Genomic DNA, 16,607 nt, shown 5'->3' with positions numbered 1-16,607 from the left:
ATTTACAGAAATGACAAGTAAAAAGAACATATTAATACAAGGATAGAAATATCTGCTTTCAACTATTTTCGGTTTTCAATAAGGTGGTATCATCACACAAGAGTTCGAGACTATTTCTGAAATCGGCATACTTTTTCTTCCCTAGTTTCGCCTCCCAATTTTTTTCAAATTCATAATTAATAGACTGGCCCAGCGCTTTAACCTGTTCTCCTTTCGCTGTAAGTATAAATAATACCGCCCTTTTATCCGAAACGTCAGGCTTCCGCGTCAAATACCCCTTTTCTTCGAGTTCATAAACGATTGCACTCATTGACTGCTTGGTAATTTTACCTTCAGCAGCCAATTCTGTGATTCTCGAGCCAGAATCCCGGATATACTGAAATACGGTACCGTGCGAAGGTCTTATCTCTTCATAACCAGCTCCGGCAAGCGTATTATGAAGATTATCAATTAGTTCATCCAGTAATTGTCTTAGGTAAGCACCAGTGTTTTTACGATTTTTCATATATTTTTAAAGAAACATTTGCCAAATATAGTCAGTTTACCTTGCATTTGTAGTAAGTTAAACTTACCAAAAATAAGAAAACATTATGAAACTTCCAGGATTTTTAAATCAGCCTCAGCCCGGTAATTCAAGAGCAATTCCCGGTGCACTTTTTCACTTCCTAGTTAAAGGTGAGCAAACGGGAGATGCCCACGCACTTCTGAAAATCGACGTGCAACCTGGTGCAGAACCACCAGAGCACGTTCATGCTAATGAAGACGAAGCCTATTACCTGCTAGAAGGGAAAATCACGTTTAAAATTGGCGACGACTTTTTTGAAGCAACAGCAGGAGACTATGTCTATCTGCCGAAAGAAGTAAGCCATACCTTTCAGGTTAAAACAGATGTTGCTAAAGTATTAATGTGGATTAGTCCTGCCGGTTTAGACCAATGGTTTTGGGATAACAGCGCCCCGGCCGAAGACATGAAGGCTTTACCTCCTTTACAGGGCCCTCCTCCTCCACACGTAATCACTCATAACACAGAAACCTTGAAAGACTATGGTGTAGAAATGATATAATCTCTGTCTATACTATGAAAATTTACTGTGATATGCCACGCATCGCTTAAAACTTTTTAGGCGGTGCCTTATCAGGCGATCTATCACCAGCATCACATAAACATCTAAACGACAACAAATGAAAACAAAAACTTTGTTTAATGGTAGCCTATTGGCTTTACTTTTGGTGAACTCAACTTTAACTAGTTGTAAAAAGGATGACGAAAAAAATGATAAGTCGGGAACCTTCTATGGGATTGAAGTGCCCGTTGGCAATGGCAAGGCAAAAACATTTATAACCACCGACGAGACAGGTGCTCCTATAGCTGTAGGAGTGCAGCTTACCGATCAAGCTTTGGTAAACCTTCCTAATGGCAGTCACCTGCATACAACTCACGCGGAAGCACCATCTTATACTTTGCCACTGCCGCAACAAAAACTGCATACACCTTTTGATCATGTTACACTCGACTGGAACCCCCATGGACATCCACCCGAAAATGTTTTTGACAAACCACATTTCGACGTTCATTTTTACATGATGTCTGAGCAGGAACGACTAACTATCACTGGGGATGACCCAAAAATCGAGGATTTACCGGAGCCACGGTTTTTGCCGGAAAGCTTTGTACCAATAGCCGGCGGCGTTCCTCAAATGGGCAAACATTGGGTCGATCCCTCCTCTATGAGCGGCACATTCACTCAGGCCTTCCTTTACGGTACCTATGATAAACGTGTCACCTTTTATGAGCCAATGGTTACGCTTGCTTATCTCCAATCAAAGCCGGATTCAGTAAGCCTGATCGCTCAGCCTGAGGCATTTCTTAAAACAGGAGTTCATTATCCTTCCCGCTATCGCGTGAAATACGATGCAGGTAATAAGGTTTACTTGATAGTGCTTGAAGATTTTAAATTAAATAGCAGAAACCGACTCTTCTTAATATCTACATAAGATGGACCAGCGTTATAACACATTTTATTACAGCCATAAGGGCTTGAGGGGAATGTTATTTCATACCGGAATAGCTATTCAAAAGATTGATTTTTCTTCCAGGCATGAAACAAACAAATTTCTAATAAAATTGACAGAAGTTCTGGAATTGGTTGAGCGGCATTCCTTTCACGAAGACCAGTATATTTTCCCCCATTTGACAAAATACGACGAACATTTGATGCTGGAGCTTGAAAATGATCATTTACATGGGCAGCGTTTGAGTGAGACACTAATTAAGTTAATCAACGATGTTAGGATTGCAGAGGATGTACACATACGGCAGAAACTGGGGATGCAAATCTTCCTTGACTTCAACCGTTTCATTGCTTTCCACCTCCAGCATATGGAAAAAGAAGAAGAGAAAGTGAATGTTTTGCTTTGGGAAAACTTCTCAAACCAGGAAATTGTGGATATGAAAGGGGCCATTGTCGGCCCCGATCATTCCCCGAAGCTCCTTACAGAAATTACCTGGATTTTGAGATCCGTCAGCGTGAGGGAGAAAAGCCATTGGCTGGAGGGGATGAGTACCCGTGTATCCGAAAAAACTCTTAATACCTTCAGGGACTTAGCTGAAAAACTCTAATGTTTGAATTTCGCAAGACATTATGTGAATATTACAAACAACATTGACTTTTTCATCCTAACTTTAGACATTGCCGTTGATAAGGGCCTTATAACACCGGGTGTATGAACATAGTAATGAAAACAGAGACTATCGAAGATTTCTACAAGATAAAGTTCGACCGTTTGCCTGGAGATCTAAACCGGGAGACGGGGCATTTTAACGTGTTCCGGCTTGAAGATTGCCATGGGCCTAATGCCCTTCCGGTGAATTACAGTCGCCGCGACTTCTATAAGATCAGTCTTATCCGGGGTAAGAACAGGTATCACTATGCCGATAAAAGCGTTGAGATATCAGGCTCTACACTCATGTTCTTTAACCCCAATATACCTTACACCTGGGAATCACTCTCAGATGACAAGACCGGCTTTTTCTGTATTTTCTCTAAATCGTTCTTCACAGAAAAAATTAGAGGAGGATTAGGCGACCTTCCCATGTACACTCCAGGGGGTAATCCCGCATATAAACTTGATCCCCTGCAAGACGAACACGTAAGCGCCATATTCCTTAAAATGCTGGACGAGATCAGTTCCGACTATACTTTCAAAATGGATCTCATCCGAAACTACGTCACCGAATTAACCCACTTCGCTCTTAAATCAAGGCCGACAGAAACGCTATATCACCACCCGGATGCAAAGACACGTATCACTGCTGTCTTTACTGAACTGCTCGAAAGACAGTTCCCAATTGAGCGTCCAGGTCAGCGCCTGACGATGCGTTCAGCGAAAGACTATGCAGAGCAACTGGCTGTACATGTTAATCACCTGAACAGGGCGATAAAAGAATCGACAGGAAAGACCACTACCCACCTTATTGCAGAACGCTTAACCGCAGAAGCAAAGGTACTTTTGAAGCATACCAACTGGAACATTTCCGAAATAGCTTACTCCCTCGGATTTGAAGATCCCGCACATTTCAATAACTTCTTTAAAAAACATACGCTTTTAACGCCCAGCAGCTTCAGGAATAGCCAGGCGGCTTAGCTCTAATTTTAAAGCGAATTGGCGAAAACGCAAGCAAGCAAGTCCCCGGATTTGCTTGCTTGCGTCTGTAAAAATATCTTCCTGCCCCTGCTGACTTTGCCGCCTCTTGCTGACCCTGGCATAACCTTGTACATTGCTGAGAATTGCTCATTTCTTCCCACTGTTTGAATTTCGCAAAGATCTCATTGAATCTCACAATCTCACCCTTCACAAGCGAGCTACCTTTGAACTATCAAACGATTTAGATATGGATAACAAAAAAACATGGTTTATTACAGGAGCTTCTAAAGGATTCGGACTAAGCCTCGTACGACAGTTGCTAAATCAAGGGCAGCGCGTTGCAGCTACATCCAGAAACCTTGAGCAATTAAAGGATGTAGTGGGTACAGACTCCCCTTCCTTTCTTCCCCTCCAGGTGGATCTGGGCAGCGATTCGAGTGTTAAGGCTGCAATAGACAGAACGGTTGAGACCTTCGAAAGGATCGATGTGGTGGTCAACAACGCCGGCTACGGGATTGGCGGCAGCATCGAAGAGCTAAGCGATAAAGAAAGCAGGGATAGCTTTGATATCAATGTATTCGGAACTCTTCATGTCATCCGACATGTAATGCCAATTATGCGGAGGCAGCATTCAGGCCACATTTTTAATATCTCCTCCATTGCAGGTATTGCTGCCAATACCGGCTGGGCGATGTATGCGGCCACCAAATTCTCAATAGTAGGTTTAACTGAAGTACTTGCCGAAGATGTAAGGGAATTTGGAGTTAAGGTAACTATTGTGGCACCCGGTGCATTCCGAACCAGCTTCCTGACAAAGGAATCCTTAGCCCTTCCCGAATGCCCGATAGCGGAATATCAAAGCGTACGTGAATCCCATGAGAAATACCTGCAAATGAACGGACAGCAGGCCGGCGATCCGGAAAAGGCAGCAGCAGCAATCATTCAAACTGCCACAGCAGCAGAGCCTCCCTTATATCTTCTTCTGGGCGAGGATGCCTACAACCGGGCCATGAGAAAACTGGAATTCCTCGCCGAAGAATTCAAACGCAGTGAAGAGCTTGCACGCTCCATGGCTTACCACGGATAAGAAACAAATAAATCAAACTATTAACACAAAAATGGAAACAAAAAAAGTATGGTTCATAACCGGGGCTTCCAAAGGATTGGGTCTAAGCCTGGTTAAGCAATTATTAAACAACGGCTATCGGGTAGCAGCTACATCAAGAAACTTGAATGAGTTGCAAGCGGCAGTAAGTGCTGAATCCGATCAGTTTCTGCCTCTCGCGGTAGATATTAAATCAGAAAGAAGCGTAGAGGCGGCCATTGCAGACACGGTTCGCAAGTTTCAACGGGTTGATGTAGTAGTGAACAATGCAGGTTACGGACTGCTTGGTAGCCTGGAAGAACTGAGTGATAGTGAATCGCGCGAAAACTTTGAAGTAAACGTTTTCGGTCTTCTAAACGTGATCCGGAAGGTAATGCCGTACCTGCGGGAACAAAAGTCGGGACATATTTTCAATATTGCTTCGATTGGAGGTTTTACAGGTCTGTTCCCTGGCTTCGGAGTTTACTGCGCGACTAAATTTGCAGTACACGGATTGACAGAAGCCCTGGCCAGCGAAGTAAAACAGTTCGGTATCCATGCTACTGTTGTTTCTCCGGGGTATTTTCGCACCGATTTCCTTACCAGTGGCTCTCTTGGCTCGCCAAAAAACCCATTGGAAGCTTACGAGGAAGTCCGCAAAGTAGAACAATTGCATAAGAGCAACATTAATGGAAATCAGCCTGGCGATCCTAAAAAGGCAGCATCTGTATTGATGAAGGCAGCCGAAAGCACTAGCCCTCCACTGCATCTCTTTCTCGGTGAAGACTCCTATCAGCTGGCGCAGGACAAAATGAACCTGCTGAACAGGGACCTGGAAGAGTGGAAGTATCTGGCAGCAAAAACAAACATCGAGTACACCGAACAATAGGGATCATACAGGGATGGGTCACCGCTGATGGATAAATCAGGCATCATGTTCATTCTCGAATAAAACACATTTTACCGGCATACAGCTCAGGCATGTTTGCCGGAATTTTTCAATAGAATATCTATTACTTTATTGGCTCTTAACCAGTTTAAGCATATATCCCAGCTCAGCTGCAGTTCTTTTCAGATTATCATGTGTTGACTTAAGGGCATCATCTAAACCCATAGGTTGATTTCCTATCGGAAGAATAACGTCAAAATATTTTCGCAATTGGGGTATATCGCTTAATGCAACCTTGCCGGTCAAAGCAAACACCGGAATGCCGCGTTCTTTCGCAACCTTCGCCACCCCTACAGGACCTTTGCCTTGCAACGTTTGATGATCTAAGGCTCCCTCACCTGTTATCAGGAAGTCACAGGCTTTTAAAGTATCCTCAAATCTGGTAAGCTTCAAAAAGTAACTTATGCCATTTTCAAGCCTGGCATTAAAATAGGCAGCTACAGCTGCAGCTGCCCCTCCAGCAGTGCCACCATATTTCATTTGAGACATGTCTAAGCCTGTTTGCTGAAGTGTTATATGATTAAATTGAGTAAGAAAAGCATCCAGTTCTTTTACTTGTTCCGGACTAGCTCCTTTCTGAGGACCAAAAACTGCTGCTGCTCCATCCTCCCCCAAAAGCTTGCTATCTACATCGCACAAGACGGTCAACTGGCAATTAAACACCCTTTGATCCACTTTCGACAGATCAATGGAAGAAAGCGAATTATAACTCTGTAGCACATTCTCTATCGAATTCCCTTCAGAATCTAAAAATTTGACTCCCAGGGCTTTCAATATTCCCAAACCTCCATCAACGGTTGCCGAACCTCCCATTCCTAAAAAAATCTCCTCGACACCTTTATCCAAAGCCATCTTTAACAATTGCCCGGTCCCTTTAGAAGTAGCTAGAGTTGGATCCTGCTCATCGGGCTTTAACAATCTTAAACCGGAAGCATCAGCCATTTCGATTATAGCTGTTTTCCCGCCATTTATGAGGCCAAATGAAGATGCAATCTCGCGCTCAAGGGGATCACTAACGGTCACTTCCACAATTTCTCCCTGGCACTTTTGCATAATCAAAGCAGCGGTTCCGTCGCCCCCATCGGCGATAGGAAAACATTCATAGGATGCCTTCAGAACGCTTGTACTTAAACCTTCCTTAATAACAATTGCAGCTTCACTTGCTGTAATGCTATTTTTGAAGGCATTGGGTGCTATGAGTATCTTCATTCTTTTAAGATCTTCTCGATTTGAGGCTCTATAACGTTCACGAACCTTTCGAAGCCAATGTCATTAGGATGTGTTCCGTCAACAGTTCCTTCATGGTCTGTCCCGAGGAAGTTGGATTCTTTGATAAAATACAAGTCTTTTACCCCTTTTGATATCAAAGCATCAAACTCTCTCTGAAACGATTGGTTCTGTGCCGCAACACGCTCTCTGGTAGCGTTATTCCAGTTACCCTGCTCTCTAACGAGGCTTTGTATCATAATAATAGGAGCTTTTGGATATTTTTTCCGGATAGAGTTTACAAGGTAAGCCGTTCTTTCTTTAATTTCATCCGGCGAAGAATTTGGAACACAATCCAGAATATAAGCATCGGCAGGTATGTCAACAATCATATCGGCCACTTCCCGATGCATTTTGGCATTTCCACTCAAGCCAAGATTTAAGAAATTTAATCCCGTTCTCCTTGATAACATCGCAGGATAAGCCAGACCAGGCCTGCTGGCAGAAGCTCCCTGTGCAATACTGGAGCCGTAGATCAGCACCCTTTTTTTAAACGGCGACGCACTCGCAGCAATCGTGCTGCCAGTTTCTACACCGATTTCCAGCGAAATGGTTTCATCATAAAGAGGAAGGTAAAGAAGGCACTCTTTATCTGAATTATCCATATCGCCAACGATAGTTTGCTCGGTGCAGTTAGCCTTCGGCCTTCCAACACCTGCCCATACCCATTCGCCCTGCCTTTTAATGTACAAATCGAGGCCTTTCTGATTAATCGCAGTAAGGTTGTCTGATTGCTTTCTTGGACTCACGCACCATTTTGCACCAATTGTATTACTATTCGTTGTAAAAACAAAAGCCTTTCCCGCAGACTGGGTAAGTAGGGTCTTTACAACAGCTGGCAAATTTGGATAAGTTGCCGTGTCAATCCGGTGAAAAAGGTTAGCAGTAGGAAGGATCTGCCCCACGCGACCCAATTCAGAAGCTTTGGTGTAAAAAAGTTTCTTTTGGGCTGTTGCGCCCTCAGTCAATGAAAGCGAAGTAATTGCCAGTATTGCACTTAGAAGAAATGAATTCATTTGAATATTTTAATGCTTTTATTTTCTAAACTTAATGGTTTCCCTCAGAATCTTCATACAAGGTATCGTACATGTCTTTAAATCTTTCACATCAGAACATGGAAAATCATGTAGTTCGTTTAATCCATCCAGATGTTAAGCGAGATATTATAAGTATAACCACCCCCTTCACAACACCCAAGTCATCGATTGTTTGAAATTTGATCAAAATTTTCATTTAGTGAAATAGATTTTAGCTATCACAATATAGGTTTAATTGATTTTGATTATACCCATCACCATCCTAACTTTATAGCGAGCAATTTAACTGAGAGTACTAAAAAACTATTCGTTTTATAAACTTAAAAAATGGAAAAAGAATCAAATGACATCAGTAAGTGCCCATTCCATAATGGCACTATGAAGCAAAATGTAGGCGGTGGCGGTACCAGAAACCGTGATTGGTGGCCCAACCAATTAAAATTAAACATCCTGCGGCAGCATTCTTCCCTCTCAAACCCGATGGATGAGGATTTTAACTATGCAGAAGCATTCAAAAGTCTTGACCTCGAAGCTGTAAAAAAAGACCTCCATGCACTTATGACCGATTCCCAAGACTGGTGGCCGGCAGACTTCGGGCACTATGGTCCCCTGTTTATCCGTATGGCATGGCACAGTGCAGGCACCTACCGTGTAACGGATGGCCGTGGGGGAGCCGGACAAGGGCAGCAGCGTTTTGCCCCATTAAACAGCTGGCCCGACAATGTGAGCCTCGATAAGGCCCGCAGACTGCTTTGGCCAATCAAACAAAAATACGGGAAAAATATCTCATGGGCTGATCTGCTGATCCTTACCGGAAATGTTGCCCTTGAATCCATGGGTTTCAAAACGTTTGGCTTTGCGGGTGGACGCGAAGATGTGTGGGAACCCAATGAGGACGTGTATTGGGGTTCGGAAAAAACCTGGCTTGGCGGCGACCTGCGTTATGGCCATGGTTCAGAAGGGGTTCCAAAAGAACATGGCGTATTAGTATCTGACGACAATGCAGATGGACAAATTCACTCCCGAGATCTCGAAAAACCGCTTGCAGCTGCACAAATGGGACTGATTTATGTTAATCCCGAAGGTCCAGACGGTAATCCAGACCCTATAGCCGCCGCTAAAGACATTCGCGATACGTTCAGCCGTATGGCTATGAATGACGAAGAGACTGTTGCCCTGATTGCCGGAGGACATACTTTTGGTAAAACCCATGGTGCGGCTCCATCTTCCCATGTAGATAAAGAACCTGAAGCTTCCGGGCTGGAACTGCAGGGACTTGGCTGGAGCAATAGCTACGGTACTGGTAAAGGTCCGGATACCATTACCAGCGGACTTGAAGTAACATGGACGAAAACACCGACCCAATGGAGCAATAATTTCTTCGAAAATCTGTTTGGCTTTGAATGGCAACTTTCAAAAAGTCCGGGCGGTGCACATCAGTGGGTGGCTAAAGATGCAGAAAGCATTATACCAGATCCTTTCGACAGCTCAAAAAAGCGTTTACCTACAATGTTAACCACCGACCTCTCTTTGAGACTCGATCCTGTTTACGAAAAAATATCCAGACGCTTCCTGGAGAACCCAGACGAATTTGCTGATGCATTCGCCAGAGCCTGGTTTAAATTGACCCATCGGGATATGGGTCCGCGATCGCGTTACCTGGGACCGGAGGTGCCAGAAGAGGAATTGCTTTGGCAGGATCCGATTCCAGCCGTTGACCATCCTTTGGTTGATGCAACAGATATAGCAAACTTGAAAGCAAACATATTAGAATCGGGCTTGACTGTATCTGAACTGGTATCTGCAGCCTGGGCTTCTGCTTCCACCTTTCGCAGTTCTGATAAACGCGGTGGTGCCAACGGAGCACGTGTTCGCCTTGCTCCTCAAAAATTCTGGCAGGTAAACAATCCCGGACAGCTTCAAAAAGTACTGAATGTCCTGGCAAACATCCAAATGCAGTTTAATTCCGCACAAACAGGCGGCAAAAAAGTTTCCCTGGCAGACCTTATCGTACTTGCTGGATGTGCGGCTGTCGAAAAAGCCGCAAAAGACGCTGGACAAGCTATTTCCGTTCCTTTTACGCCGGGCCGAATGGACGCTTCACAGGAACAAACTGACGTCGAATCATTCAGCTTCCTGGAGCCAGCTGCCGACGGCTTCCGTAACTATCGAAAGTCAAGATCGTCTGTATCCACAGAAGCACTGCTGATAGACAGGGCTCACCTGCTTAGCCTTACCGCACCTGAATTAACCGTATTATTTGGAGGCATGCGTGTATTGGACACTAATTATGATGGCTCCAAACACGGTGTTTTCACCCAGCGGCCAGGAGCACTTACGAACGATTTCTTTGTGAACCTCCTTGACATGAGCACTGCGTGGAAAGCTGCAACTGAAGACAAAGAGGTCTACGAAGGCAGCGACCGCAGCACTGGTGTAGCAAGATGGACAGCCACCCGTGCCGATCTGGTATTCGGTTCCAACGCTGAGCTAAGGGCTATTGCCGAAGTGTACGCAAGCGCCGATGCCCGCGAGGAGTTTGTAAAGGATTTCGTTGCAGCCTGGAACAAAGTGATGAACCTGGACAGGTTTGATCTCGCTTGATGCATAATTTCCAAGACGAGCAGGGTTTTCATTTTATCCATACTTCTAACTAAGCTTTGAAAGGCGCTGGGAAGAGTTGCCAAATAACCTGTACAAAACCCCTACCAAGCGCGTACCAGGTTTGGAAAGCTGGCGCCCAGTAGCGGTTAAATACTTCTTAGATATCGGTTATTTACAATTGATTCCCAGCTTTGATAAGCGTTCATTGAAGCCACGTTCTAATGAGGATAAAAATGAGTTTGCAGACTCGCCCCAAACAAAAACCTATTCTTATATTGTGTGGCCTGTTGAATCAGAAAGCCCTTTGCTCTTAAAATAGTATCCTCATGAAATACATTTTTCTCCTTTTTATATCCGTCTATACCGTTTCCTGCAGTCGTGCTCCTAAAAAAGATTCTTCCCGGACCGGAAAGCGTGACGAAATTCTCAAGAACATCGTTCCCCCTAAAATTTCCGAAAACACGATGCTGATCACCAAATTTGGTGCTGTCGGCGATTCAATTACGGACTGTAAACCTGCATTCGACAAAGCTATTCAAACATGTAAAGAACAGAACGAAGGAAAAATAATAGTTCCCCCTGGCACTTACCTTGTCAAGGGCCCCATACATCTGACAAGTAATCTTTGCATTGAGTTACAAAAGGGATCGAAGCTGGTTTTCGGAACCAATCCATCAGATTACTTGCCAGTGGTACTCACCAGTTGGGAAGGCACCTTTCTTTACAACTATAGTCCATTTATTTACGGGTATCAGCTTGAAAATGTGGCAATCATTGGTGAAGGTATCATTGACGGAAATGCCAGTGACTCTTTCGCCAAATGGCATGCGCAACAAAAAGAAAGTCAACTTTTAAGCCGGAGGATGAATCACGAAGACGTCCCTCTGAAAGAACGAATATTCGGCAAAGGACATTTCCTGCGCCCACAACTCATCCAGTTTTTCGAATGTAAGAATATCCTTATGGAAGGTGTGACTATCAAAAACTCCCCTTTCTGGTGTGTACATTTCCTAAAGTCAGAAAACATCACTGCACGAAAAATGAAATTCGAAGCCTTTAATAAAAACAACGACGGCTTCGACCCCGAATACTCAAAGAACATATTGATTGAGGATATTGATTTCAACAACAGCGACGACAATGTCGCCATCAAAGCCGGGCGTGACCACGAAGGCCGGAAAACAGCCACTAGCTCTGAAAACATCATCATTCGCAATTGCAGGTTTAAAGGGCTTCACGGCGTGGTGATTGGTAGTGAGATGTCGGCGGGGGTACAAAATATTTTTGTTGAAAACTGCACTTACGGCGGCTATTGCAAGCGCGGCATCTATTTAAAGTCTAATCCGGACCGGGGTGGCTTTATCCGTAATATTTATGTGAATAACGTTGAATTTGGGGACGTAGAAGACGCCTTCTTCATCACGTCATATTACCATGGAGAAGGAAAAGGTTTTGCAACTGATATACGGAATGTCTTTGTCGACAGCGTAAAATTCAGACGAGCAACTAACGCTGCTATTGTTATTCAAGGTTTCCCAACAAAAAAGGTGAGGGATATACATTTCTCCAATGTTACCATTGATTCCGCCGCCACAGGATTAAGTCTCAGCAATACTGAAAATATTGTGTTTAATAACGTGATCATTGGCAAAGAAGTAAAAGTGCCATCGCACGTAAAGTGAAGTTAAAAAAGTAACTGGTTCCTCCAGGAAAACAGTTACTTTTTTAACTATCCAAATACTGCTAAAGGTTACTCGGTGTTTCAAAAACAAGCAGAAGATTGTCTTAGATTTCGTTAAACCAAACGTGAATTTTACTTTCTTCTCCTGACAACCAAAGCATTTGCCACCTTCCTTTCTCCCACATGATCCCATATCTTATTATCCGAAGGATAGCTTACAACTCCATTTTCAGGTTGTCCGTCTATCCATAAAGCAGAAGATCCGCCGCCGTCCATACTAATCGCTTCGCGACTGCCCAGCCATTTCAACACTTTACTAAGCTCAAAAAGACTCATGCCTGCCGCATTAGCATCCCGGCCATCAACTACAACAAATAATATCTTATTCCTATTTTTCAAGGCCAAAGCAGACCGGGGATGACGAGAAGAGTTATGTGAAACAGAATCAAGCCTTTGAACCTGATCGTCAATTAGGAGCGCAGGTCCGGACTCCAGCACATCCTCTCCATCCAGATGCTTTTCCCAATCGTTTGTTCCATCCCATTTTTCAATATCCACTACACCCTGCTTAATTAATATAGCCGCCTGCTGATGAGGTGCACGCTGTCCGCTCTTTCCCAAAACATTGGAATCAATAAGCTGGCCGTTGGAGCGAATATAATCTACCGAACCTCCTTTTTTCATATTGAAAAACCCAGCATTAATGGCAGCAATAGCCCGGTTCTCTTTCCCAAACTCACTCGTTCTTTTTAGCAATTTTTTTTCAAAGACTAGGTCAATCTCATATCTCCGGCCTCTTCTGATCTCGAGGATGCTGATGTATTGATTGGAATTAAACAGCGAACTATCAGTAAACCCAAACTGCTTTAAATGGATTTTCGGTGCAATTTTCTTCACCCCCCATTTCGCCTTTACAACTTTTAATGAATCTGTTTGTGCAAAAGTTTTAAAAGATAAGGTGGATACCATAAACAATAAGCTTGCGATAAGCGAAAATTGTTTTTTTTGACTACGATACATATACATCAATTAATTACAGGATAATAATAAGGTTATTACAGGAATTTTTTTTATAAAATCAAGCAAAGCTATTTAAAGATTAAGTGATTTTTATAAATTTGCCCAGAGTTTAGAACCATCTTGTACCGCTTATCACACCTTATCATCACTTCCTCGATTGGAATTGGTTGCTTTAATTTAACATATGCTCAGACTTTTACGTCTAAAGTTGACGGCAATAGTCTTACCTCCCGCGTCAGCTATTCTAGTGAGAAAATCCAAACGAAGGAATCCTCAACAGAAGACTACATACGTTTTTACCAAAATTACATCAGCGAAATTAGAGGCCAGGAATGTCCTATGTATCCGAGCTGCTCAAATTTCGGGCTGAAATCTTTCAAAGAAACAAACTTTTTACACGCTTTTTTGCTTACTTCCGACAGACTTTTAAGGTGCGGGCATGACCATAAGAACTATGCACTAACATTGCAGGAAAATGGCTTTAAAAACATTGATTTCCCCGTCTATCAACAAACTCCAGCAAATTTATACTTTAAAAGAAAACTTCCAACATTTGCTTACTCTGATGCCCAGCCTGACAGCAGCGTAAAAAACACTCTTATAAAATCGCTGATTAACGATGGCCTTTATCACGAAGCGATTATTGAGCTAAAACGAATAAGGCTCAGCACGGGTCGTTTGAGCGAAGAGCTTTTCTTAAATGAACTGATATGTTTCAATGCTCTGGGTGAATTTGAAAAAGCACTTTATTCTTACGAGATTCATTGTTCCCCGGAATACAAAGACAATCCGGAAGTATTGTATCAGATAGCTACCATTCAGTATAAACTGAACAATTTCCAGGAAAGCTTAAAGATTGCAGATAGACTCGAAAGGAAGCCGTCTGATGAATTTATGAAAACAAAAGTTGCTTTGTTGAAGGTTTCCAACTACTCCCAGTTACATGATTGGGAAAATTCACGATCAACCTTGCAAAGCCTCAAAGGTCTTCCATTTCCCGATAAAACACGTGATGGAAAAATAAGCGTTCTCGATGCCTCATTACCCCTTAAAGAAAAAAAACCAGCGGTTGCTGCAGCAATTTCAATCGTTCCAGGAGCCGGATATGCTTATGCGGGTCACAGGCAAACGGCATTGTCTGCATTTATCATCAATGGCTTGCTTACCTATGCCACTTACTCCAATTTTTCAAAGAAGAATATCGGCATGGGGCTGCTTACGGGAGTTTTCAATCTTAGCTTTTATATCGGAAATATTTATGGAGCGAGTAAGAGCGCACAGCGTTATAACCAACGTCAAAAAGAAGATCTTAAAAACAAATTACTATTTAATATACAACCCTAATTTTCACAATTATGTTAACTTCAATTTCCAAATCTCTTCAGTTCAGACTGGTAGCTTGCCTTTTAATTGTCGCTACACTATCAATGTCCTTTCGTATGCGTGCTGATGGCGTCGTCCTGAACGCCGGAACGTCTGTTATATTAGAAACTGCAACGTCACTTTCATCGTCGACGCTGGCTCCTGGTCAGATAATAGACTTTAAAGTTCGTTACGACGTAAAAGCAAATGAAAAAACTGTTATAAAAGCGGGATCTCTTGCGAGAGGCCAGGTATTAAGAGTACAGAAAGCGAAGGGGCTCGGTAAAGAAGGCTTTGTGGAAATCCAGCTAAAGTCTGTAAAGGCCGTTGATGGCCAAGAAATTCCCCTAACCGCAGGAAGCATTTTTCATGAAGGAGAGGACAAACAAACACTCTCTATCGTTTTAGGAGTATTAGTTTGTATCCTATTCTTAACCATGAAAGGCAAAAACGCAGAAGTCCCCGCGGGATATGAGACCAGCGGTTCAGTAGCTGTAACTACAACCATTAACGTAGAATAATTAATCAATTATGCAGACAATGGCCTAGCAAATTGCATCGACCATTGTCTGCCTGGTTTTGAGTTCATAAAACCTCCTTTTGGGTAACGTATATATGGCCCTGCTTAGGGCAAGAAGCGCTAATTAAGTTCAAGATTGTTCTATCTCAGGCACCGGCGATAAATCACTTACCTGTACTCTCTTTAAATTTCTCAAAGCCTGCTGCATATGCCGCTCATTATGCGCTATAACAAAACGAAAAACATCACCGGATTTCAAGCGTATTAAGGGTGAGATTGAGATTGGTATCCTGTTGTTAAGCCTGGAGGTCCGGGCAATTCTGAGCAGATCCAGCAATTCCAGCTGCTGAGAAATGAATTTATCAACCACAGCACCGGGGTCTAAATTTGTAACCGGTAGGTGCCCTTTAAATGCGTTATACTTCTTTTCTGATGGTTCCATCATATTACTGAAATAATTGCCTAACCAACCACTTCTAAAATCTGCTTCTTCACTTTCGGTACCGATATTCAATACAGCCCGAATTCGTGGCAAATAATAGTCTCCATAAGAATTGAGGTGTTCCAGGCACTGAGCAATGCTCCAGCCGCCAGTTTCAGGGAAACGCAATAATTCCTGCTCTCCCTGATTCTTAAAACGGGATTTAACAATATCGAGGTGCGCTTGCGCGCGATCACTGAGAGTGTTCAAAAGTTGTTTCTTTTTAAAGATCATCACAGTTATTTTTTACTGCAAAAATGCCAGGCACTTTTTATTTAAATCTTGGTAAATACCATGATTTAAATTTTTACTTTGTTGATCAGCTTGCTGAAATTAGTAGCGTCAATGCCAATATAATTTGCAAGGTATTTATGGGGTACCAGCTGAAGGATGTGCGGACTGCGAGCCAAAAACCGGCTGAATTTTTCTTCAGAACTGAAAGACTGCAATTCAACCAGGCGTTCCAGCAACCCTGACAACACTTGCGACATCCCCTGTAAAATTAATCCTTGCAGTGCCGGGCGGCTTTTCATCAAAGCATTCACATCAACGAACGATGCTCGCAAAAAGCGGGAAGTGCTCAACGTCTCAAAGCAGTATTTAGAAGGCAGCTGAAGCATAAAGGAATCGAGTACCCCGGCAAACGATGGTGGATACATAAATACGATTGTAGCTTCCCTTCCCTGGCTATCAAAATAGTATACACGCTGCACTCCATCCAGCACGAAATAAAGATACTTTTCGGTTTCGCCCACATGTGTAAGGGCAACCTTCCGCGGGGACGAATATGGTTTCCAGATTGCAGCAAAGCACTCCCAGTCGGCCTCGTTTAAGGAGCCCATAGCATTCATCAAGGCTTTTAATTGCTTCAGATCTTCGTTCATACCCTTAATTTAAGCACTAAAATAAGAAAGTTTAGGATGTGAATGACGAGCTGATAAAATCAGGCTCTTTTCGG

General features: G+C 43.1%; 16 protein-coding genes. 10 read left to right on the top strand and 6 right to left on the bottom strand.

Annotated features, from left to right (window positions below; genetic code table 11):
* Positions 1-58: 58 nt before the first annotated feature.
* Positions 59-505, bottom strand: coding sequence for a MarR family winged helix-turn-helix transcriptional regulator (locus J3P37_RS07300; RefSeq protein ID WP_256010427.1), 447 nt, complete (start codon positions 503-505; stop codon positions 59-61).
* Between the two features lie 85 nt (positions 506-590).
* Here J3P37_RS07300 and J3P37_RS07295 point away from each other — a divergent pair, with 85 nt between their 5' ends.
* The 6 genes from J3P37_RS07295 to J3P37_RS07270 all read left to right on the top strand — a co-directional run bounded on the left by J3P37_RS07295 (position 591) and on the right by J3P37_RS07270 (position 5,618).
* A complete protein-coding gene (locus tag J3P37_RS07295) occupies positions 591-1,064 on the top strand; it encodes a cupin domain-containing protein (protein WP_256010426.1) in 474 nt (157 codons plus the stop codon).
* Between the two features lie 118 nt (positions 1,065-1,182).
* A complete protein-coding gene (locus J3P37_RS07290) occupies positions 1,183-1,995 on the top strand; it encodes a DUF5602 domain-containing protein (protein ID WP_256010425.1) in 813 nt (270 codons plus the stop codon).
* A 1-nt stretch (position 1,996) separates the two neighbouring features.
* Positions 1,997-2,620: a hemerythrin domain-containing protein gene (locus J3P37_RS07285; RefSeq protein ID WP_256010424.1), complete on the top strand. Its 624-nt coding sequence runs from the start codon at positions 1,997-1,999 to the stop codon at positions 2,618-2,620.
* 104 nt (positions 2,621-2,724) lie between these two features.
* Positions 2,725-3,645: a helix-turn-helix domain-containing protein gene (locus tag J3P37_RS07280; protein ID WP_256010423.1), complete on the top strand. Its 921-nt coding sequence runs from the start codon at positions 2,725-2,727 to the stop codon at positions 3,643-3,645.
* Positions 3,646-3,892: 247 nt separating this feature from the next.
* A complete protein-coding gene (locus tag J3P37_RS07275; protein WP_256010421.1) occupies positions 3,893-4,732 on the top strand; it encodes an SDR family NAD(P)-dependent oxidoreductase in 840 nt (279 codons plus the stop codon).
* Between the two features lie 31 nt (positions 4,733-4,763).
* Positions 4,764-5,618: an oxidoreductase gene (locus tag J3P37_RS07270; RefSeq protein ID WP_256010420.1), complete on the top strand. Its 855-nt coding sequence runs from the start codon at positions 4,764-4,766 to the stop codon at positions 5,616-5,618.
* A 129-nt stretch (positions 5,619-5,747) separates the two neighbouring features.
* Here the strand turns inward: J3P37_RS07270 and J3P37_RS07265 are convergent, their stop codons facing one another.
* A complete protein-coding gene (locus tag J3P37_RS07265; protein WP_256010419.1) occupies positions 5,748-6,887 on the bottom strand; it encodes a glycerate kinase in 1,140 nt (379 codons plus the stop codon).
* A complete protein-coding gene (locus J3P37_RS07260; protein ID WP_256010418.1) occupies positions 6,884-7,960 on the bottom strand; it encodes an SGNH/GDSL hydrolase family protein in 1,077 nt (358 codons plus the stop codon). Before J3P37_RS07260 ends, J3P37_RS07265 begins: the two co-directional genes overlap by 4 nt.
* A 348-nt stretch (positions 7,961-8,308) precedes the next feature.
* Here J3P37_RS07260 and katG point away from each other — a divergent pair, with 348 nt between their 5' ends.
* Together katG and J3P37_RS07250 are read left to right on the top strand one after the other, a co-directional pair.
* A complete protein-coding gene (katG, locus tag J3P37_RS07255; protein ID WP_256010417.1) occupies positions 8,309-10,585 on the top strand; it encodes a catalase/peroxidase HPI in 2,277 nt (758 codons plus the stop codon).
* Between the two features lie 326 nt (positions 10,586-10,911).
* Positions 10,912-12,267: a glycoside hydrolase family 28 protein gene (locus J3P37_RS07250; RefSeq protein ID WP_256010416.1), complete on the top strand. Its 1,356-nt coding sequence runs from the start codon at positions 10,912-10,914 to the stop codon at positions 12,265-12,267.
* Positions 12,268-12,398: 131 nt separating this feature from the next.
* Here the strand turns inward: J3P37_RS07250 and J3P37_RS07245 are convergent, their stop codons facing one another.
* Entirely contained in the window at positions 12,399-13,286 is an 888-nt protein-coding gene (locus J3P37_RS07245; RefSeq protein ID WP_256010415.1) for a phosphodiester glycosidase family protein, read from the bottom strand.
* A gap of 120 nt (positions 13,287-13,406) precedes the next feature.
* Between J3P37_RS07245 and yidD the strand changes: the two genes are divergently transcribed.
* Both yidD and J3P37_RS07235 read left to right on the top strand, forming a co-directional pair.
* Positions 13,407-14,630 carry a membrane protein insertion efficiency factor YidD gene (yidD, locus tag J3P37_RS07240; protein ID WP_256010414.1) on the top strand — a complete coding sequence of 408 codons (1,224 nt, stop codon included), beginning with the start codon at positions 13,407-13,409 and terminating at the stop codon, positions 14,628-14,630.
* An 11-nt stretch (positions 14,631-14,641) separates the two neighbouring features.
* Positions 14,642-15,169, top strand: a complete 528-nt coding sequence (locus J3P37_RS07235; protein WP_256010413.1) for a hypothetical protein — start codon at positions 14,642-14,644, stop codon at positions 15,167-15,169.
* Positions 15,170-15,298: 129 nt separating this feature from the next.
* Here J3P37_RS07235 and J3P37_RS07230 read toward each other — a convergent pair whose 3' ends face one another.
* Together J3P37_RS07230 and J3P37_RS07225 are read right to left on the bottom strand one after the other, a co-directional pair.
* Positions 15,299-15,859 (bottom strand): DinB family protein, encoded by a 561-nt coding sequence (locus tag J3P37_RS07230; RefSeq protein ID WP_256010412.1) that lies wholly within the window; start codon positions 15,857-15,859, stop codon positions 15,299-15,301.
* An 89-nt stretch (positions 15,860-15,948) separates the two neighbouring features.
* A complete protein-coding gene (locus J3P37_RS07225) occupies positions 15,949-16,533 on the bottom strand; it encodes a Crp/Fnr family transcriptional regulator (protein ID WP_256010411.1) in 585 nt (194 codons plus the stop codon).
* Between the last annotated feature and the right edge of the window lie 74 nt (positions 16,534-16,607).

It is taken from the genome of Desertivirga xinjiangensis, from assembly GCF_024436435.1.
Classification (GTDB): Bacteria; Bacteroidota; Bacteroidia; order Sphingobacteriales; family Sphingobacteriaceae; genus Desertivirga; species Desertivirga xinjiangensis.
Note: the sequence above shows the minus strand (reverse complement) of the source record. Positions and strands in the feature narration are given on the sequence as shown.